The sequence below is a fragment of the Janibacter cremeus genome, assembly GCF_013409205.1.
Classification (GTDB): Bacteria; Actinomycetota; Actinomycetes; order Actinomycetales; family Dermatophilaceae; genus Janibacter; species Janibacter cremeus.
In genome coordinates this window covers 38769-57892 of record NZ_JACCAE010000001.1, presented here as the reverse complement: position 1 = coordinate 57892, position 19124 = coordinate 38769, and the positions used below count along the sequence as shown (strand labels likewise).

Sequence of the window (19124 nt, the reverse complement as noted above, 5' to 3'; positions counted from 1 at the left end):
GGCCATGGCTGCCGATGAGACCACCACCACGGACGAATCGACCGGCGGTACCGGGCCCGGGTACCGCAGTGTCGAGCTGACCCGAGAGGCCTTGGGGCGGTACGAGATCCGTAATGCCCGGGGAGGCACGATCACCATCGGCGACGGCAGTACCGACGACTTCACCCCGGTCGAGCTGCTCCTGGCTGCGCTGGCCGGGTGCAGCTCCGTCGACGTCGACCACATCACCTCCCGCCGGGCGGAGCCGGAGAGCTTCGTCGTCGTCGCCGAGGGGGGGAAGGCCTCGACGCCGGAGGCCGGGAACCACATGACGGACCTCGAGGTCACCTTCCGTCTGGGGTTCCCCGAGGGCGAAGGGGGCGACTCGGCCCGAGCCGCCTTCCCCCGCTCCGTGGCCCAGTCCCGGGACCGCCTGTGCACCGTCTCCCGCACGGTCCAGCTGGGGATGCCGGTGGCCATGACCGCGCAGGACTCGTAGGAGGGCGATGCGCACCGACGTCGACATCGCTGTCATCGGCGGGGGACAGGCGGGACTGGCCTGTGGCTACTACCTGAGCCGGGCCGGTCTGGACCACGTCATCCTCGACCGTCAGGAGTCCTCCGGTGGCGCCTGGCAGGCCACGTGGCCCTCACTGCGCCTGTTCTCCTCGTCGATCCACTCGTCGTTGCCGGGACGACCGATGCCGCCACACCCGGACACGTTCCCGCCGGTCGACCACGCGCTGGACTACCTCACCGAGTACGAGCACCGCTATGACCTTCCGATCGAGCGCCCCGTGCGGGTGTCCGATGTGCATTCGCTCGACGACGGGCTCGCGGTGATCACCGACAACGGGACTCTGAGGGCGAATTACGTCATCAACGCCACCGGGACGTGGGCAGCGCCCTTCGTCCCGCAGGTGGAGGGCGCCTCGGACTTCCGGGGGCTGCAGCTGCACAGCGCCCACTACCGCGGCCCGCACGCCTTCGACGGTCAGCGTGTCGCGGTCGTCGGTGGCGGCAACTCCGGAGTGCAGATCACCGCGGACCTGGTCGACCACGCAGAGGAGGTCTCGTTGGTCTCGGCCCGCCGACTGCGCTTCCTGCCCGACGACGTCGACGGACGACACCTGTTCGACCAGGCCACCGCCAGGCTCGACGAGGGGGACGCAGAGGCGGCCTTCGTCGGCAACATCGTGGCTCTTCCGCAGGTGCGGGCCGCCCGGGCGAAGGGGGCGCTGCAGCTGCGGGCGATGTTCGACCGGATGACCCCGCACGGCGGCGTCATCGGTCGTGAGCACCTCGACGTGGACGCCGTCATCTGGTGCACCGGCTTCCGACCGGCCCTGCGGCATCTGCGATCGCTCGGGCTGCGCACGGCGAGGGGGATCCCGGAGGTGGCCGGCAACCGCTCGGTCAAGGACCCGCGGGTGTGCTTCGTCGGCTACGGGGACTGGACGGGGCCGGCGTCCGCCACGCTCATCGGGGTCGGACGCACGGCCAGGTCCCTCGTTGCCCGGCTGGCCGTCGAGCTCGGCGGGTCCTGACGTCGACACGGCCGCACCGTGGCCACCAGAGGCGAAGGATCCTAGGCTGGGCCGATGGCAACCTTCGTCGAAGTTCACCCGGACAATCCGCAGCCACGCAGCGTCGGCAAGGTCGTCGAGCGCTTGCGTGAGGGCGCCCTCGTCGCCTTCCCCACTGACTCCGGCTACGCCCTCGGAGGCCGACTGGATGACCAGCAGATCAAGGACCGCATCCGTGACATTCGTCGGCTCGACGACCGGCACCACTACACGCTGCTGTGCGCCGACTTCGCGCAGCTGGGCCAGCTCGTGCACATCGACAACTCGGTCTTCCGTGCCATCAAGGCGGCCACCCCGGGGCCGTACACCTTCATCCTCCCGGCGACGAAGGAGGTGCCGCGCCGCCTGCTGCACGCCAAGAAGAAGACCGTCGGGGTGCGGATCCCGGACAACCCGCTGACCAGGGCGCTGCTCGAGGGACTCGGCGACCCGATGCTCACCTCGACCCTGCTGTTCCCGGGTGAGGAGCGCACCCCCACCTTCGGCTGGGACGTCAAGGAGGCCCTCGACCACCAGGTCGACATCGTCATCGACGCCGGCGAGGTGTCCACCGAGCCCACCACCGTGGTCGACCTCTCCGGGGACGGCGCCGAGATCGCCCGCTACGGCGCGGGCGACGCGACCCCCTTCGAGTAGTCGAGCGGCGGCGTCCGTGATCAGGAGTTGCCGAGTACCTCGGTCCGGGCCGTGACGAAGGCGGCCACGCAGGTGCGCACGTCCTCCTCGCTGTGGGCGGCAGAGAGCTGGACGCGGATCCGGGCGGCTCCCTTGGGCACGACGGGGTAGGAGAAGGCGATGACGTACACGCCGTGCTCGAGCATCGCCTCGGCGATCTGCCCCGCCTGACGGGCTCCGTCCTCGCCGGGGAACATCACCGGCACGATCGGGTGATCACCCGGGAGCAGGTCGAAGCCGGCGTCGGTCATCAGCTCCCGGAACAGGGCGGTGTTGCGCCGCAGAGTCGCCCGGGCATCCGCTGACGTCCGGGCGATCTCGATGGCCTTGAGGGAGCCCGCGGCCACCACCGGGGCGACGGCGTTGGAGAAGAGGTACGGCCGGGAGCGCTGACGGAGCAGGGCGACCACCTCCGCCGGGCCGGAGACGTACCCGCCGCTGGCACCACCAAGAGCCTTGCCGAGGGTCCCGGTGAGCAGGTCGACCCGGTCGGCGACGCCGCAGGCCTCGGGGGTGCCACCGCCGCCGTCGCCGATGAACCCGACCGCGTGCGAGTCGTCGACGAGGACCATCGCCCCGTACTCCTCGGCGAGGTCGCAGATCTGCTCCAGGGGAGCGAGGTAGCCGTCCATGGAGAAGACGCCGTCGGTGACGATCACGGTGCGACGGGACCCCTTCGCCGCCTCGAGCTGTGCCCTCAGGTCATCCATGTCGGCATTGGCATACCGGTACCGGGCCGCCTTGCTCAGGCGGATCCCGTCGATGAGCGAGGCATGGTTGAGCGCATCGGAGATGATCGCATCGCCCTCGCCGAAGAGCACCTCGAAAACGCCGCCGTTGGCGTCGAAGCAGCTGGAGTAGAGGATCGTGTCCTGCATCCCGAACCAGTCGGAGAGGGCACCTTCGAGCCGGGTGTGCTGCTCCTGCGTGCCGCAGATGAAGCGCACGCTGGCCATGCCGAAGCCCCACTGCTGCAGCGCATCGGTGGCCGCGGTCAGTACCTCCGGGTGATCGGCGAGACCGAGGTAGTTGTTGGCGCAGAAGTTCAGTGCCTGCGTCTTGGTGGTCGTGATGTGCGCCTGCTGCGGGCTGGTCAGCTCGCGCTCGTCCTTCCACAGCCCGTCGTCTCGGATCTGCTGCAGGGTCGCGGTGAGCTCGTCCTTGAATCCGTACATCTCAGCTCCAGTCCATGATGACCTTGCCGCACTCTCCCGAGGCGGCGGTGGCGAACGCGTCCTCCCACTGCTGCGCGGGGAAGCGGTGGGTGATGACCGACGAGATGGTCTCGCGCAGAGCGGGAGAGGTCGAGAGCATCGCGCTCATCGTGTACCAGGTGTCGTACATCTCGCGGCCGTAGATCCCCTTGATCGTGATCATGTGCGTGATGACCTTCGACCAGTCGATGGGGTAGGGGTCCTTCGGGAGGCCGAGCATCGCGATGCGACCCCCGTGGTTGAGGTTGTCGAGCATGTCGGCCACCGCCGGGGGAGCGCCGGACATCTCCAGCCCCACGTCGAAGCCCTCCTTCATGCCCAGCTCGCGCATCGCGGCCGCGAGGTCGGAGGACGCGGCGTTGACGAGCAGGTCGGCTCCCGCCGCCTGCGCCAGCTCCAGACGATGGTCGGACAGGTCGGTCACGGCGATGTAGCGGGCACCCACGTGCCGTGCGATGGCGGCCGCCATCACCCCGATCGGCCCGGCACCGGTGACCACGACGTCCTCGCCCGCCAGGGGGAAGGACAGGGTCGTGTGGACGGCATTGCCCAGCGGGTCGAAGATCGCCCCGAGGTCCGGGTCGATACCGTTGGTGTGCACCCAGGCGTTCGCGGCCGGGATGACGACGAAGTCGGCGAAGGCCCCGTCACGGTTGACGCCGATACCGACGGTGTTGATGCACAGGTGACGTCGACCTGCTCGGCAGTTGCGGCACGAGCCGCACACCAGGTGGCCCTCGCCGGAGACGCGGTCACCGACCGCGACGCTCGTCACCGCGGAGCCCACCTGCACCACCTCGCCGTAGAACTCGTGCCCGATCACCTGCGGCGTCGTGGGCACGGCGCCCGCCGCCCACTCGTCCCAGCCGTGCAGGTGGAGGTCGGTCCCGCAGAGACCGGCCCGCAGCACCCGGATCTTCACCTCGTCGGCGCCCGGGGTGGGTTCGGGGACATCGGCCAGCTCCAGACCGGGGCCGGGGCGGGGTTTGACCAGTGCGCGCATCGTTCTCCTGTCGTGGCTACGGGGGTGACCGTCGTCACGACACTAGCGACCATCGCGAAGGGGGAGAAACCTCACCGCCGGGACAGCAACACCATCACCTCGTGGTGGCGGGTCTGGGGGAACATGTCGAACAGGCGGGCCCGCTCGACGCGGTACCCGGGAAGGTCCCCCAGATCACGGGCCAGGCTGGTGGCGTTGCAGCTGGAGTAGATGATGTGGGCCGGCGCCGCTGAGGCCAGGGCGGCGCAGAGCCGGGCCCCGATGCCACGACGCGGTGGGTTGACGATGACCAGGTCCGCGGCCACGCGCTCGAGGGCGCTGGCATCCCCGATGCGGAAGTGCGCTGCCACCCCGAGCTGCGTAGCCGCGGTGCGCGCGCTCGCCACGGCTTCGGGCGCGACCTCGACCCCCTCGACTCGCCGTGTGTGCGCCGCCTTCGCCATCGCGGCGTTGAGCGCGAAGCCGCCGACCCCGCAGTACAGGTCCAGGACACTGTCCGGGTCGACCTGGCTCACCCATTCGCGCGCCTGCCGGTAGAGGCCGGCCGCGACGACGCTGTTGGTCTGGAAGAAGCTGCCCGGACGCAACCGGAAGGTGATGTCATCCAACCGCATCGCCAAGGACTCGTCCTGCGTGAGCACCATCTCCTCCTCGCCCTCGAGGACGGCCTTGTGCTCGGGCTGGAGGTTGACCGAGACCACGCGCACTGCCGGGACAGCGGCTCGAAGGGAGTCCAGCCCCCGCCGGATCCGTGGCAACTGGCCGGGAGAGCGCAGGACGAAGCGGACCATCAGCTCACCGTCCGGACTGGCCGTGACGATGAGGTGCTTCAGCTCACCCGAGCGCGCCGGCACGTCGAAGGGCATCAGCCCAAGTGCGGCGACCTGGCCGGTCAGTGCTGGCAGAGCCGCGGCCAGTGCCGGCTCGTACAGGCCGCAATCGCGCAGGTCGACACCATTGAATTGTGCGTCCAGGATCCCGAATGTCGGTGATGACTTCGTTCCTCCGACGGCCAGCTTCGCCTTGTTGCGAAAAGCGGATTCGGGTCCCAAGAAGGGCGATGCCCACGCCTGCGAGATAACGAAAGGATGCAGATTCTCAGCCAGTTCACAGCATAGATCACTCACCTGGCGGGCATACGAAATCCCCATCAGGGCGCATGAACGGCAGGAATCGGCGTCGAAATGGGTGCACTCCACGATTGATCAGGGTACGGGGGAAGCGCAATCGGCGGGTCTGTGATTGGACATGCGGGGCTTGGCGGCATATACGGTCGCGGTGTTCAAACCCACGTCACATAGGAGCTCAATCATGGATTTCCTCGACGATACTGATTGGGGATCCCTGCTCGGCACGGTCCTCGCCGCCGTGGCCATCCTGGTGGTCACGTGGATCATCGCCATGGTCATCAAGTCGGTCTTCACCAAGCTCGCGACCAAGGTGCCTGCCCTGCAGAAGTCCGGCGCCGACGGCGCCAGCATCGGATCCACCCTCGGCTCGATCGGATCCCTGCTGGCCTGGATGTTCGGCCTGGTGGCTCTGCTCCAGCTCCTCGGCCTCAGCGCCGCGCTCGCACCGATCCAGTCGCTGCTCGATGGTGTGCTCGGCTTCCTGCCGAACCTCATCGGCGCCATCGTCGTCTTCGTCGTCGGTGCACTCCTGGCCAAGGTCGTGCGCCAGCTCGTCGAGACAGCACTGGGCGCCGTCCCGTTCGAGAAGTGGTTCTCGAAGGCCGGGTCGACCGCCAGCAACATCCCCGGCAGCCCGTCGGCCCAGACCGAGGGCGCCACGCCGCCCCCGCCCAACGCGCAGCCGGCCGGTGACGGCATCGCCAGCTCCCTTCCGAAAACGATCGGCACCGTCCTGTACGCGCTGATCATGATCGTCGTCGCGATCTCCGCCCTGCAGATCCTGGGTATCCGGGCCATCTCGCAGCCCGCGGAGCAGATGCTCCAGACGATCTTCGACGCCATCCCGAACGTCCTCGCGGCCGGCATCGTGCTCGCCCTGGGTGTCTTCATCGCGCGCTTCGCCGGTGACCTGCTCCAGCAGGTCCTCGACGGTGTCGGTGTCGACCGTCAGCTGGCCTCCGTGGATGTCCTGCCCGAGGGCACCAAGGTCGTGCCGACCATTGCCAAGGTCGCCCAGATCGGCATCGTGCTGTTCTTCGCCGTCATGGCGGCGGAGCTGCTGCACTTCCCGCAGATCACGAGCTTCCTCAGCGAGGTCATCGAGCTCGGCGGCAAGGTCATCTTCGGTGGCGCGATCATCGCGGCCGGCTTCTTCATCGCCAGCCTGCTGGCGAAGCTGCTCTCCGGCATCGGCGCGACGATCGTCAAGTACGCCACGATCGTGCTCTTCGTCGCCATGGGCCTGAAGTACATGGGCATCGCCGACTCGATCATCGAGCTCGGCTTCGGCGCCCTCGTCGTCGGTGGCGCTGCAGCAGCGGCCCTGGCCTTCGGCCTGGGTGGTCGCGACGCGGCCGCCCGTCAGCTCGACCGTGTCTCGGCCAACGCCGAGGCGCAGTCGCGCAAGGATGACCAGCAGCTCTGATCATCCGCCGCACCTGACGAAGGGCGGGTGCCGGGTTCGTCCCGGTGCCCGCCCTTCGCGCGTGCCGGGGCACGCACGAGGGGAGCCTCCGCGGGGAGGCTCCCCTCCTCCTGTGCCTACTCCCGCCCGAGGATCTCGCCCGCACGCTCGCGCATCTCGATCTTGCGGACCTTGCCCGTGACCGTCATCGGGAACTCCTGGGTGACGTGCACGTACCGGGGGATCTTGTAGTGGGCCAGCTTCCCGGTGGCGAAGTCGCGCACCTCCTGGGCGGTGAGCGACTCCGCACCGGCCGTGAGGACGACCCACGCCATGAGCTCCTCGCCGTACTTGTCATCGGGGACGCCGATGACCTGCACGTCGGCGATCGACGGGTGGGTGTAGAGGAACTCCTCGACCTCGCGGGGGTAGACGTTCTCCCCGCCTCGGATGACGAGGTCCTTGATCCGCCCGACGATGTTGACGTAGCCGTGCTCGTCCATCGTCGCGACGTCACCCGTGTGCATCCACCGCGCGTCGTCGATCGCCTCGGCGGTCTTGTCCGGCTGCTCCCAGTAGCCGAGCATCACGCTGTAGCCGCGCGTGCACAGCTCACCGGCCTCGCCGCGGGGGAGCGGTACGCCGCTCACCGGGTCGACGACCTTGGTCTCGATGTGCGGCATCGAGCGACCGACGGTCTCGGTGCGCCGGGCCAGGTCGTCGTCCATCCGGGTCATCGTCGAGACCGGTGAGGTCTCGGTCATGCCGTAGCTGATGGCCACCTCGGACATGTTCATCTCGGCGACGACACGCTTCATGACCTCGACCGGGCACGTGGACCCGGCCATGATCCCGGTCCGCAGGCTGCCCAGGTCGTAGTCGGCGAAGGTCGGCAGGTCCAGCTCGGCGATGAACATCGTCGGCACGCCGTACAGGGAGGTGCACTGCTCCTGCACGACCGCATCGAGGGTCGCGACCGGGTCGAAGGAGGGGGCCGGGATGACCATGCAGGCACCGTGCGAGGTGGCCGCGAGGTTGCCCATGACCATGCCGAAGCAGTGGTAGAAGGGCACCGGGATACAGATGCGGTCCTGCTCGGTGTAGGCGATCATCTCGCCGACGAAGTAGCCGTTGTTGAGGATGTTGTGGTGGCTCAGGGTCGCGCCCTTGGGAAAACCCGTGGTGCCCGAGGTGTACTGGATGTTGATCGGGTCGTCCGGGGTGAGAGCCGCCCCACGCTCGGCCAGTTCCTCGTCGGTGACCGCGCCGCCGGCCGCGACGAGGTCGTCCCAGGACGAGTCACCGATGTAGACGATCTCGGTCAGGGAGGACACCTGCGGGTGCACCTCCTCGACCATCGATCGATAGTCGGACGTCTTGTGCGTGGTGGCGCTGACGAGCATCCGCATACCCGACTGCTGGGCCACGTAGGTCAGCTCGTGCGAGCGGTAGGCCGGGTTGACGTTGACCAGGATCGCGCCCGTGCGCGCCGTGGCGTACTGCAGCAGCGTCCACTCGGGGCAGTTCGGCGACCAGATGCCGACTCGATCACCGGCAACCACCCCCTTCGCCATCAGGCCCTTGGCGAGTGCGTCCACGTCCGCGAGCAGCTGCGTGTACGTCCAGCGACGGCCGGAGGGCACGTCGACCATGGCCTCCCGGTCGCCGTGTGTGGCGGTGGTGCGCTCGAGGTTGGCCCCGATGGTGTCCCCGAGCAGGGGAGTGTTCGAGATGCCCGAGGTGTACGAGGGGTGTGCGGGTGCGGTCACAACGACTCCTTGCGTGTTCGCGACGATGCGGTACGTCCCCAACCTTGCCACTCGTGCCGGGGTGGTTGCCCGATGCGTGATCTGCCCGTCTCAGTCGGCGTCGCCGACCAGCACGGCCTCACCCTCGGTGGCGCTGTGCGCCGTCGGTGCTGGCCCGGGGCGCAGATGGCGTGAGCCGAACGCGAAGATCGCGACACCGATGAGGACGGCGATGGTGCCCATCCAGAACGGAGCACTCATGTTGACCTCCTCGCCGAGTCGGCCGGCCGCCCACGGGGCAACGGCGCCACCGGAGAAGCGGACGAAGGAGTAGGCCGAGGAGGCAACGGAGCGCTCGACGGGCGCCGAGCCCATGACGGCCTCGGTGATCAGGGTGTTGTTGACACCGAGGAAGGCACCGGCGATGACGATCCCGATGATCAGGACGGTCGTGGACTCGACGAAGAGGGCCATCATCGCCAGGTCGGCGGCGAAGAACGTCAGGGCACCCAGGATCGAGGGGATGGTGCCGAAGCGGCGCTGCAGCCACGGCGCGGTCCGGACCGAGCTGATGGCGAGCAACAGACCCCAGCCGAAGAAGATCCAGCCCACCTGCGAGGCGCCCATGTCCAGCGGGAACGGGGCGAACGCGAGGAGGGTGAAGAAGCCCATGTTGTAGAAGAGCGCGGTCAGGGCCACGGTGAGCAGACCCGGGTGCTTCAGGGCCCGGATCGGGTCGGCCAGGGAGGTGTGCCGGCCCGACGGGGGAGTGGGCGGAAGGAGGAAGGCGGTCACGACGATCGCGATGACCATCAGGGCCGCGACACCGAAGAACGGGGCGCGCCAGGAGATGGCGCCGAGCTGGCCGCCGACGATCGGCCCCACGGCGATCCCGAGACCCAGGGCCGCCTCGAAGAAGATGACGGCCTGGCCGACGCTGCCGGCGGAGGCCACGACGATGGTCGACAGTGCGGTGGCGACGAAGAGCGCATTGCCCAGGCCCCACCCGGCACGGAAGCCGACGATGGCACCGATGGAGTCCGACATCCCTGCCAGTGCGGAGAAAACGATGATCAGCGCGAGGCCGGCGAGGAGCGTGCGCTTGGCTCCGATGCGAGAGGAGATGAAGCCGGCGATGAGCATCGCGACGCCCATGACCGCCATGTAGCTGGTGAACAGCAGCGAGGTCTCGCTCGGGCTGGCGCCCAGCTCGTCGGCGATCGGCTTGAGGATGGGGTCGACGAGGCCGATGCCCATGAAGGCGATGACACAGGCGAAGGCCACGGCCCACACTGCGCGTGGCTGCTTCCACATCGAGGGGCTCTCGGTCGAGGGTGTTGCTGGGGACGTCACTGCTGGCCTTCCTGCTGGTGTGCGGTGGCCTCGAGAACCTCGTGCAGCACCTTCACTGCAGTGGTGAGGTCCTCGGGGGTGAGTGTGGGGTGCTCCCGGACTGCGGTGAGGACGGCCATCGCGTTGCGCTCGCGTATGACGGCCAAGGCCTCACGACCGGCCGGGGTGAAGGCCACGAGGGTGGCCCGCGCATCGTCGGGGTCGCTCTCCTTGGTCACCCAGCCGCGCTCGACGAGCGTCCTGACGAGGCCGGACATCGTCGGCTGGGAGGTGCGGTCGAGCTGCGCGAGTTGACCCACGCCGCAGGGCCCGTGCTCGTCCAGGAGAGAGAGGACGCGCACTCCGGCCGGGGGAGTGGAGTGGATGTGCTGTCGCGATGCGCGTACGAGGCGCGCTGCGTGGGTCACCAGATCGCTGGCGGTGGACAACTCGTCGTGGGGCACGCGTCAACGTTACATAGGGGTCCTATGTATATGCAATTCGACGCTCCCTGCCGATGCTCGGGGGAGTAGCTCGCCGCGCAGAGAGCCGGGGCACGAAGAGGACCGGGGCAGTGACCACGTCGTGGTCACTGCCCCGGTCCCGGCGGGAGATGGCTCAGATCTGTTCGGTCAACGTCCCCGCAACGGTCCAGCGTTCGAAGTGATCCAGCACGTCGTGACAGATCTCCTCACCGCTGTAGGGGAAGACGTCGTAGCCGCCGCCGCTGGGCAGCGCGACGTCGAGCCGCGTCGTGCGGTCGTCGGCCTCGATCATGCGCACGCCGTAGGAGGGCGCCGGCCCGGGGCGAGCGCGCACGGACCAGACGAAGGGGGATTCCCCCTCGCCGATGACCAGCTCCGCCGAGGAGGGGGTGTTCGCGTCCCCGTGCCGAACCTCGAGGTGGGCCAGACGGCCCTGCGACTCCATCTCCGTGACGACTTCCTCCAACGCGGGGACGACCACGCTCGCCAGACGTTCATTGGCCCGTTGGATGCTCACGGTGCCGAAGGCGTGCGACAGCCGCTGGCGCCAGGAGAGCTGGTGCTGGATCTCCTGACCGGCCAGATGCGTGGCCAGTGACAGCCGGGCGGCGTCGAAGTTGGTCCGCTCGACCTCCAGCGCCCTGTGCAGGCCGACCATCACCAGGATCATCACGATCGCGAAGGGCAGCCCCATGATGATCGTCGCGTACTGCAGGGCGACGATCCCACCGACGACGAGCATCGCGATGGTCAGGACGCCGGTCGCGACCGCCCACACGACCCGCAGGAACGCCGGAGCATCCGTCTGGCTGTCCGGAAGGTCGGACGTCAGGTTGGCCATGATGAGCGCACCGGAGTCGGCGGACGTGACGTAGAAGAGCAGCCCGACGAAGGTGGCGAGCCCGACCAGGAAGAAGGCTCCCGGGTACTGCTGCAGCAGGGTGTAGAAGCCCTGCTCGGGCTGGTTCATCGCCAGCTCGCCGAAGGTGGCATCGCCGTCGGCGATCTGCTTGACGGCGGAGTTGCCGAAGATCGAGACCCACATGACGATGTAGCTGAAGGGGATGGTGAGGGTGCCGAACACGAACTGTCCGATGGTGCGGCCCTTGGAGATGCGGGCGAGGAACATCCCGACGAAGGACGCCCAGGCGACCCACCATGCCCAGAAGAAGAGGGTCCACAGGTTCATCCACTCGGCCGGGTGGTCGTAGGCCATCGTGTCCAGGGTCATCCCGGGGAACATGGAGATGAAGTCGCCGACGTTCATCGTGATCGCCCGCAGCAGGAATGTCGTGCTGCCGGTGACGAGGACCCACAGCGCGAGCAGGATGGCCAGGATGACGTTGAGCTGGCTGAGGATGCGGATACCGCGGTCGACGCCCGTGGTCGCGGAGACGGTGGCCACGGCGACAGCGAGCACGACGAGTCCCACCTGTGCGGGGATGCCCTGCGGGACGTCGAACATCACGCCCAGACCGACGTTGAGCATGACGACACCGATGCCCAGGGACGTGGCGACACCGAAGATGGTGCCGAGCACGGTGGCGATGTCGACCGTGTCACCGATCGGTCCGCGGATGCGCTTGCCGAAGATCGGGTACAACGCGGAGCGGACGGCCAGGGGCAGTTTCTTGCGGTGCGCGAAGTAGCCCAGGGCGATGCCCATGAGTGCGTACATGCCCCAGCCGGTGATGCCGTAGTGAAAGAGGGTCCACACGGTCGCCTCCCGCGCCGCATCCACGCTCCCTGCCTCACCCTGTGGGGGGGCGAGGAACTGGGAGGCGGGCTCGGCGACGGCGAAGAACATCACGTCTGTGCCGATGCCGGCGGCGAAGAGCATCGAGGCCCACGCGAAGGTGGAGAACTCGGGTCGGTCGTCGTCATCGCCCAGCCGCACGCGGGCGTAGCGGACGCCGACGTAGATGACGAAGACGAGCACCACCGTCGCCAGTGTGATGTAGAACCAGCCGAACCAATCACCGATACGGGTGACCAGACTCCCCAAGGTGCTCTCCGCCGCACCCGGGGCGATCAGCGCCCAAGCGGCGATGAGGGCGATGATCACTCCCGAGACCGCGAGCACGGTGGTCTTCAGGCGGGGTGTGCTGGGGCGTTCCGCAGTCAGCTGGGGGTCGATCGAGGTGTCGTTCGCACTCACTGGTCATCTCCCTTCGTCGGAGCAGTCTGCATGGCGCGCAGGGCGCTCGGCAGGTGATCACGGGCGTCCCAGGCGGTGTTGCGCGGGTCGCCCTCGGGGTGGAGTGGCATGCCCTCACCCGCGCGGTAGACCGGCGGGTGCTCGGCGGCCAGGGGAGTGTTGCCGGCGATCAGGTCGGCAGCCTTCTCCGCGACCATCATCACCGGCGCGTAGATGTTGCCGTTGGTGATGGTCGGGAAGACGGAGGCGTCGACGACGCGCAGGCCCTGCGTGCCGTGCACCCTCATCGTCGAGGGGTCGACCACGGACATCTCGTCGGTGCCCATCTTTGCGGTGCAGGACGGGTGCAGGGCCGTCTCGGCGTCCTGGGCGACCCAGTCGATGATCTCCTGGTCGGTCTCGACACCCAGGCCGGGGGAGAGCTCACCCCCGTCGAAGGGGGCGAAGGCCGGCTGGTCGAGGATGTGCCGCGCGGCACGCACGACCTCGACCCATTCCTGGCGGTCACGCTCCGTGGACAGGTAGTTGAACACGATGCCGGGCTTGGTGAACGGGTCGTCGTTCTTGATCCGCACGTGACCGCGCACATCGGAGTTCATCGGGCCGATGTGCACCTGGTAGCCGTGCTTCCCGCCCGCGGCCGTGCCGTCGTAGCGCACCGCGATCGGCAGGAAGTGGAACATCAGGTTCGGGTAGGCGACGTCGTCGTTGGTGCGGATGAACCCGCCCCCCTCGAAGTGGTTCGAGGCACCGACGCCACGGTTGAGGAAGAGCCACTCTGCGCCGATGTAGGGCGCCTTCCACTTCTTCAGCCACGGAGCGATCGAGACCGGCTGCAGGCTCTCGTGCTGCAGGTAGACCTCGAGGTGGTCCTGCAGGTTCTCACCGACACCGGGCAGGTCGACGTGCGGAGTGATGCCCGCGGCACGCAGTGTCTGCGGGTCACCGACACCGGACAGCTGCAGCAGCTGTGGCGTGTTGAAGGCCCCACCGCAGAGGATGACCTCGCCGGCGTCCACGGAGTGCTTTCGCTTGCCAGCGCGCAGGAAGTCGACACCGGTGACGCGAGTGCCCTGCCAGCGCAGCTTCGTCACGGTCGCCAGGGTGGTGATATCGAGGTTCTTGCGGTCGCGGATGGGCCGCAGGTAGGCGCGGGAGGCCGAGATCCGGCTGCCCTTGGAGACGTTGCGGTCGAAGGGGGCGAACCCCTCCTGGCGATAGCCGTTCACGTCGTCCGTGCGGGCGTACCCGGCCTGGTCCGTCGCCTCGAAGAAGGCCTGGAAGAGGGGGCTGGAGGCGGGCCCACGCTCGAGGGTGAGCGGACCGGCCCCACCACGCCAGGCGTCGGCACCGGCGGTCGTGGTCTCCATGCGCTTGAAGTAGGGCAGGCAGTGGGCGTAGTCCCAGTGGTCCATGCCCTCGAAGGTGGCCCACTTGTCGAAGTCACCCGCGTTGCCGCGCTGGAAGATCATGCCATTGATGCTCGAGCTGCCGCCGAGAACCTTGCCCCGGGCGTGCTTGACGCGACGGCCGCCCATGTGCGGCTCGGGCTCGGTCTCATAGGCCCAGTCGTAGAGGGGGTTGCCGGCGGGGAACATCAGGGCGGCCGGCATGTGGATCAGAGGGTCGGCGATGAAGTCGGCCCGTCCTGCCTCGAGGACGAGCACGCTCGTGCTCTCGTCGGCACTGAGGCGGTTGGCCAGGGCGGAGCCGGCCGATCCTCCTCCGACGATGACGTAGTCGTAGCGCTTATTCATGGGGTCCTTCCCGTGTCGTGCGTGTGGCGAACGCGTGTGTGGTCAGTGCTTCTCGGGCTGGTCAGTCCTGGTCGTTGCCGAACCAACCGGTGGTGGCCGGTCGGGAGTTGTGCCAGATGTGCTTGCTCTCCTGGTACTCGTGCAGGCCGGTCAGACCGAGCTCGCGACCGATGCCGGACTGCTTCATGCCTCCCCACTCCGCTGCCGGGACATAGGGGTGGAAGTCGTTGATCCAGATCGTCCCGTGGCGCAGTCGGCGCGAGACCCGCTCGGCCCGGCCGGCGTTCTGCGTCCACACAGCGCCGGCGAGCCCGTAAATCGTGTCGTTGGCGAGGGAGACGGCAGCCTCCTCGACCGACTCGGGGGAGTCCCCGGTGAAGGTCTCGACGGTCAGGACCGGCCCGAAGGACTCGTCCTGGACGCACGACATGTCGGCGGTGCACCCGTCGAGGATCGTCGGGGGGTAGTAGCTGCCGACGGCGAGGTCGCCACCGGGGCGCTCGCCGCCGCAGCGCAGCACGGCGCCCTCGGCGAGAGCCGCCTCGACGTAGGCCTCGACCTTCCGGCGGTGCTCTTCGCTGATGAGCGGTCCGGTCTCGGCGGCCTCGTCGAAGGGACCACCCATCCGGATGGTCTTCGCGCGACGCACGAGCTCGTCGACGACCCGGTCGTGCACGGAGTCCTCCACGAGCAGGCGGGAGCCGGCCGAGCAGACCTGCCCCGAGTCGAGGAAGATCGCCGTGAGGGCGTTGTCGATCGCGGCGTCCATGTCGGCGTCGGCGAAGATGATGTTCGGGTTCTTCCCACCGAGCTCCAGCGCGACGTTCTTCACCGTGGCTGCGGCGGCCGCCATGATGGTGCGTCCGGTCGCGAGGCCGCCGGTGAAGGAGACGAGGTCGACCTCCGGCGCGCTGGTCATGGTGGCGCCGACCGTCGAGCCCGGGCCCAGCACGAGGTTGGCCACGCCGTCGGGCAGGCCCTCCTCGACGAGCGTGCGCACGAGCCAGATGGCGGTCTGCGGGGTGAGTTCGCTGGGCTTGAGGACGAAGGTGTTGCCCGCGGCCAGCGCCGGCGCGACCTTCCATGCCGTCTGCAGCAGCGGGAAGTTCCAGGGCGTGATCAGCGCGCACACACCGACGGGCTCGTGGACGATCCGGGAGGAGACGTCCGCGGTGCCGGGGTCGACGACCCGACCGGCCTCGGCCTGCGCCAGTGAGGCGAAGTGGCGGAAGACCGCGACGATGTCCTGCATGTCCATGCGGGCCTCGACGAGCCGCTTGCCGGTGTCCTGGGACTCCAGGCGAGCGACGTCGTCGAGCTCGTCCTCGAGGCGGTCGGCAAGACGGTGCAGCAGTGCGGCCCGCTCGGGGGCCGGGGTCTTCGACCACGGGCCGTTGTCGAAGGCAACCCGTGCGGCCTTCACGGCGTCCTGGGTGTCGGCCACGCCCCCTTCGTCCACGGTCACGACCACGGACCCGTCCGCGGGGCAGGTGATCTCTCGGGTCTGACCGGAGGCGGCGGTGCGCCACTCGCCGGCGATGTGCAGCGTCGTCATGGGGACTCCTTGGGTCGGCTCGGGAACTCGTCGACCGTAACGCACGTTTCACTATTAATCGAAACGCGCGTTACGGTTAGGGTGTGTCCATGATCAGCCACGCCCGCAAGCGCCCGGCCCGGGAGCGCCTGCTCGCCGCGGCCGAGGAGTTGATGTTCGTCGACGGAGTCGTGCTCACCCCCGTGGACGTGGTGCTCAAGCGCGCGGGCGCCTCGGCAGCGACGCTGTACTCGAACTTCGGCAACAAGGACGGTCTGATCGCGGCAGCTCTCGAGCGCCGGCTGACGGACTGGACACAGGCGTGGGATGCGGCGATCGAGGCGGCCGACTCGCCGACCGGCCGTCTCTTCGCGATCTTCCCGGCGCTGCGCACGTACCAGCGCGAGCGGCTCGCGGAGCGCTGGTGCGCATTCAGTGGGACCGCTGCCGCGATCTATCGCCCCTCGGAGGAGATCGTGGAGATGCTCGAGGCGGAGGACGAGCTGCTCCACGCCCGACTGCGCGCGTTCGCGGGCGAGGTCGCCGGCGAGGACCGAGCGCAGGACCTGGCCGACCAGGTCGCCGTCGCCTACCTCGGGACGATCACCGGGATGCTGCGTGGCGACCAGGAGACCGCTATCGCCCGCGGCGAGCTCGTCGCCCGGACCCTCGTCGCCTCGTTGGTGGGGGAGGGCGGCGCCGATCTGCTTGGATCGGACGAGTAATCCCGTCCCCTTCGTCTGGAGACACCATGACGCACGTCGCCGACAGCCACGACCTCATCCGTGTCCAGGGGGCTCGGGAGAACAACCTCAAGGACATCGGTCTGGACATCCCGAAGCGGCGCCTGACGGTCTTCACCGGGGTGTCGGGTTCGGGCAAGAGCTCGCTCGTCTTCGGCACGATCGCGGCGGAGTCGCGCCGGATGATCGACGAGACCTACAGCGCCTTCCTGCAGGGCTTCATGCCCTCACTGGCACGGCCGGACGTCGACAACCTCGAGGGGCTGACGACGGCGATCATCGTCGACCAGGAGCGGATGGGCGCCAACCCACGCTCGACCGTGGGCACCGCGACGGATGCCAACGCGATGCTGCGCATCCTGTACTCCCGGCTCGGGCAGCCGCACGTGGGACCGCCGACGGCCTTCTCCTTCAACGTCCCCACTCGCAAGGCGAGCGGCATGATGTCGACGGAGAAGTCCGGCGGGCGCGTGGAGAAGAAGGCGGTCAAGCAGGCCGTCTACCTCGGTGGCATGTGCGCGCGCTGCGAGGGCATGGGGCAGGTGAGCGACATCGATCTCACCGCCCTCTACGACGAGAGCAAGTCGCTGCGCGAGGGTGCACTCACGGTCCCCGGCTACTCGATGGACGGCTGGTACGGGCGCCTCTTCGAGGGCATGGGCCTGCCGATGGACAAGCCCATCGCGACGTTCACGAAGAAACAGCTCGAGACGATGCTCTGGTCCGAGCCGACCAAGATCAAGGTCGAGGGGATCAACCTCACCTTCGAGGGGATCATCCCCAAGATCCAGAAGTCGATGCTCTCGAAGGACCACGAGGCGATGCAGCCGCACGTGCGTCGCTTCGTCGAGCGGGCGGTGACCTTCCAGATCTGCCCGGAGTGCGAGGGCACGCGCCTGACGCCGGAGGCCCGGTCGTCGACGGTCAACGGCAAGAGCATCGCCGACCTGTGCCGGATGCAGATCAACGACCTGGCCCAGTGGGTGCGTGACCTCGACGAGCCGGGCTTCGAGCCGCTGCTGAAGGGCCTGCGCCACCTGCTCGACTCCTTCACCGAGATCGGCCTGGGCTATCTGTCACTGGACCGGCCGGCCGGAACGTTGTCCGGGGGAGAGGCGCAGCGCGCGAAGATGATCCGCCACCTCGGCTCGTCCCTGACCGATGTCACCTACGTCTTCGACGAGCCGACGATCGGGCTGCACCCGCACGACATCGCCCGGATGAACGACCTGCTCCTGCGCCTGCGGGACAAGGGCAACACCGTCCTGGTCGTCGAGCACAAGCCGGAGACGATCGCGATCGCGGACCACGCCGTCGACCTCGGTCCGTTGGCGGGGTCGAAGGGGGGAGAGGTGAACTTCGAGGGCAGCGTCGAGGAGCTGCGCTCCAGCGACACGCTCACCGGTCGGCACCTCGACGACCGGGTCCGGCTGAAGGAGACGGTGCGCGGGTCCACGGATGCGCTGGAGATCCGTGGCGCCGACACCCACAACCTCCGGGATGTCGACGTCGACATCCCGCTCGGCGTCCTGACCGTCGTCACCGGTGTCGCAGGCTCGGGCAAGAGCTCGCTCGTCCACGGCGCCCTCGATCACCGCGACGACATCGTCATCGTCGACCAGGCCGCGATCAAGGGCTCGCGGCGCAGCAACCCCGCGACTTACACCGGACTCCTCGAGCCGGTGCGCAAGGCCTTCGCCAAGGCCAACGACGTCAAGCCCGCGCTCTTCAGCTCGAACTCGCAGGGCGCCTGCCCGACGTGCAACGGCGCGGGCGTGATCTTCACCGAGCTCGGGGTCATGGCGACGGTCGAGTCGCCGTGCGAGGACTGCGAGGGGCGGCGGTTCCAGGACGCGGTCCTGGAATTCGAGCTGGCCGGCAAGAACATCGCCGACGTTCTCGAGCTGTCGATGAGTGAGGCCGAGGCCTTCTTCGCCAAGGACGGACCGACGAGCCTGCCGGCCGCCCACACGATCCTCACCCGCCTGGTCGATGTCGGCCTGGGCTACCTGACGCTCGGGCAGCCGCTGACCGCCCTGTCCGGCGGTGAGCGCCAGCGCCTGAAGCTCGCCGTGCGCATGGGGGAGAAGGGGGAGGTGTACGTCCTCGACGAGCCGACCACCGGGCTGCACCTGGCCGACGTGGAGAACCTGCTGGGTCTGCTCGACCGACTCGTCGACTCCGGCACGTCCGTCATCGTCATCGAGCACCACCAAGCGGTGATGGCCCACGCGGACTGGATCATCGACCTCGGGCCGGGGGCCGGCCACGACGGTGGCCGGGTCGTCTTCGAGGGCACTCCGCGCCAGCTCGTCGAGGACCGCGCGACGCTCACGGGGGAGCACCTGGCCGACTACGTCGGCGCCACGGTCTGA

The 19124-nt window shown here is 68.5% G+C and carries 15 protein-coding genes; 6 read left to right on the top strand and 9 right to left on the bottom strand.

The window, feature by feature from the left end; translation table 11 throughout:
- Positions 1-4 precede the first annotated feature (4 nt).
- The 3 genes from BJY20_RS00280 to BJY20_RS00270 are packed head-to-tail and all read left to right on the top strand — an operon-like array spanning position 5 to position 2201.
- Positions 5-478, top strand: coding sequence for an OsmC family protein (locus BJY20_RS00280; RefSeq protein WP_185989687.1), 474 nt, complete (start codon positions 5-7; stop codon positions 476-478).
- Between the two features lie 7 nt (positions 479-485).
- Positions 486-1526, top strand: coding sequence for an ArsO family NAD(P)H-dependent flavin-containing monooxygenase (locus BJY20_RS00275; protein ID WP_185989686.1), 1041 nt, complete (start codon positions 486-488; stop codon positions 1524-1526).
- 54 nt (positions 1527-1580) lie between these two features.
- A complete protein-coding gene (locus BJY20_RS00270; protein WP_185989685.1) occupies positions 1581-2201 on the top strand; it encodes an L-threonylcarbamoyladenylate synthase in 621 nt (206 codons plus the stop codon).
- Between the two features lie 20 nt (positions 2202-2221).
- Here the strand turns inward: BJY20_RS00270 and BJY20_RS00265 are convergent, their stop codons facing one another.
- The 3 genes from BJY20_RS00265 to BJY20_RS00255 all read right to left on the bottom strand — a co-directional run bounded on the left by BJY20_RS00265 (position 2222) and on the right by BJY20_RS00255 (position 5509).
- Positions 2222-3415 carry a glycine C-acetyltransferase gene (locus BJY20_RS00265; protein ID WP_185989684.1) on the bottom strand — a complete coding sequence of 398 codons (1194 nt, stop codon included), beginning with the start codon at positions 3413-3415 and terminating at the stop codon, positions 2222-2224.
- Position 3416: 1 nt separating this feature from the next.
- Complete coding sequence (tdh, locus tag BJY20_RS00260) at positions 3417-4457, bottom strand: L-threonine 3-dehydrogenase (protein ID WP_185989683.1); 1041 nt, start codon at positions 4455-4457, stop codon at positions 3417-3419.
- Between the two features lie 71 nt (positions 4458-4528).
- Positions 4529-5509, bottom strand: a complete 981-nt coding sequence (locus BJY20_RS00255) for a methyltransferase domain-containing protein (protein ID WP_246297075.1) — start codon at positions 5507-5509, stop codon at positions 4529-4531.
- 259 nt (positions 5510-5768) lie between these two features.
- Between BJY20_RS00255 and BJY20_RS00250 the strand changes: the two genes are divergently transcribed.
- Positions 5769-7013: a mechanosensitive ion channel gene (locus tag BJY20_RS00250; protein ID WP_185989681.1), complete on the top strand. Its 1245-nt coding sequence runs from the start codon at positions 5769-5771 to the stop codon at positions 7011-7013.
- A gap of 116 nt (positions 7014-7129) precedes the next feature.
- On the opposite strand, the gene BJY20_RS00245 is transcribed toward BJY20_RS00250, so the two are convergent.
- From BJY20_RS00245 to BJY20_RS00220, 6 genes are all read right to left on the bottom strand, one after another.
- Positions 7130-8761 carry an AMP-binding protein gene (locus BJY20_RS00245; protein WP_185989680.1) on the bottom strand — a complete coding sequence of 544 codons (1632 nt, stop codon included), beginning with the start codon at positions 8759-8761 and terminating at the stop codon, positions 7130-7132.
- A gap of 90 nt (positions 8762-8851) precedes the next feature.
- Positions 8852-10054 carry an MFS transporter gene (locus BJY20_RS00240; protein ID WP_185992379.1) on the bottom strand — a complete coding sequence of 401 codons (1203 nt, stop codon included), beginning with the start codon at positions 10052-10054 and terminating at the stop codon, positions 8852-8854.
- A gap of 35 nt (positions 10055-10089) precedes the next feature.
- Positions 10090-10536 carry a MarR family transcriptional regulator gene (locus BJY20_RS00235; RefSeq protein WP_185989679.1) on the bottom strand — a complete coding sequence of 149 codons (447 nt, stop codon included), beginning with the start codon at positions 10534-10536 and terminating at the stop codon, positions 10090-10092.
- A gap of 154 nt (positions 10537-10690) precedes the next feature.
- Positions 10691-12715, bottom strand: coding sequence for a choline BCCT transporter BetT (gene betT, locus BJY20_RS00230; RefSeq protein WP_343062712.1), 2025 nt, complete (start codon positions 12713-12715; stop codon positions 10691-10693).
- Entirely contained in the window at positions 12712-14472 is a 1761-nt protein-coding gene (betA, locus tag BJY20_RS00225; protein WP_185989678.1) for a choline dehydrogenase, read from the bottom strand. The genes betT and betA overlap by 4 nt, the downstream gene beginning before the upstream one ends.
- Before the next feature lie 61 nt (positions 14473-14533).
- Positions 14534-16027 (bottom strand): aldehyde dehydrogenase family protein, encoded by a 1494-nt coding sequence (locus tag BJY20_RS00220; RefSeq protein WP_185989677.1) that lies wholly within the window; start codon positions 16025-16027, stop codon positions 14534-14536.
- Positions 16028-16116: 89 nt separating this feature from the next.
- Between BJY20_RS00220 and BJY20_RS00215 the strand changes: the two genes are divergently transcribed.
- Together BJY20_RS00215 and BJY20_RS00210 are read left to right on the top strand one after the other, a co-directional pair.
- Positions 16117-16731, top strand: a complete 615-nt coding sequence (locus tag BJY20_RS00215) for a TetR/AcrR family transcriptional regulator (protein WP_185989676.1) — start codon at positions 16117-16119, stop codon at positions 16729-16731.
- A gap of 26 nt (positions 16732-16757) precedes the next feature.
- The gene (locus BJY20_RS00210) at positions 16758-19124 is read left to right on the top strand and encodes an ATP-binding cassette domain-containing protein (RefSeq protein ID WP_185989675.1); all 2367 of its coding nucleotides are present in this window, start codon (positions 16758-16760) and stop codon (positions 19122-19124) included.

What these genes read in the sequence shown, in the direction of transcription:
- BJY20_RS00280 (WP_185989687.1), top strand. Translation starts at nt 5, where the DNA reads ATGGCTGCCGATGAGACCACCACCACGGACGAATCGACCGGCGGTACC.
- BJY20_RS00275 (WP_185989686.1), top strand. Translation starts at nt 486, where the DNA reads ATGCGCACCGACGTCGACATCGCTGTCATCGGCGGGGGACAGGCGGGA.
- BJY20_RS00270 (WP_185989685.1), top strand. Translation starts at nt 1,581, where the DNA reads ATGGCAACCTTCGTCGAAGTTCACCCGGACAATCCGCAGCCACGCAGC.
- BJY20_RS00265 (WP_185989684.1), bottom strand. Translation starts at nt 3,415, where the DNA reads ATGTACGGATTCAAGGACGAGCTCACCGCGACCCTGCAGCAGATCCGA.
- tdh (WP_185989683.1), bottom strand. Translation starts at nt 4,457, where the DNA reads ATGCGCGCACTGGTCAAACCCCGCCCCGGCCCCGGTCTGGAGCTGGCC.
- BJY20_RS00250 (WP_185989681.1), top strand. Translation starts at nt 5,769, where the DNA reads ATGGATTTCCTCGACGATACTGATTGGGGATCCCTGCTCGGCACGGTC.
- BJY20_RS00240 (WP_185992379.1), bottom strand. Translation starts at nt 10,054, where the DNA reads ATGTGGAAGCAGCCACGCGCAGTGTGGGCCGTGGCCTTCGCCTGTGTC.
- betA (WP_185989678.1), bottom strand. Translation starts at nt 14,472, where the DNA reads ATGAATAAGCGCTACGACTACGTCATCGTCGGAGGAGGATCGGCCGGC.
- BJY20_RS00220 (WP_185989677.1), bottom strand. Translation starts at nt 16,027, where the DNA reads ATGACGACGCTGCACATCGCCGGCGAGTGGCGCACCGCCGCCTCCGGT.
- BJY20_RS00215 (WP_185989676.1), top strand. Translation starts at nt 16,117, where the DNA reads ATGATCAGCCACGCCCGCAAGCGCCCGGCCCGGGAGCGCCTGCTCGCC.
- BJY20_RS00210 (WP_185989675.1), top strand. Translation starts at nt 16,758, where the DNA reads ATGACGCACGTCGCCGACAGCCACGACCTCATCCGTGTCCAGGGGGCT.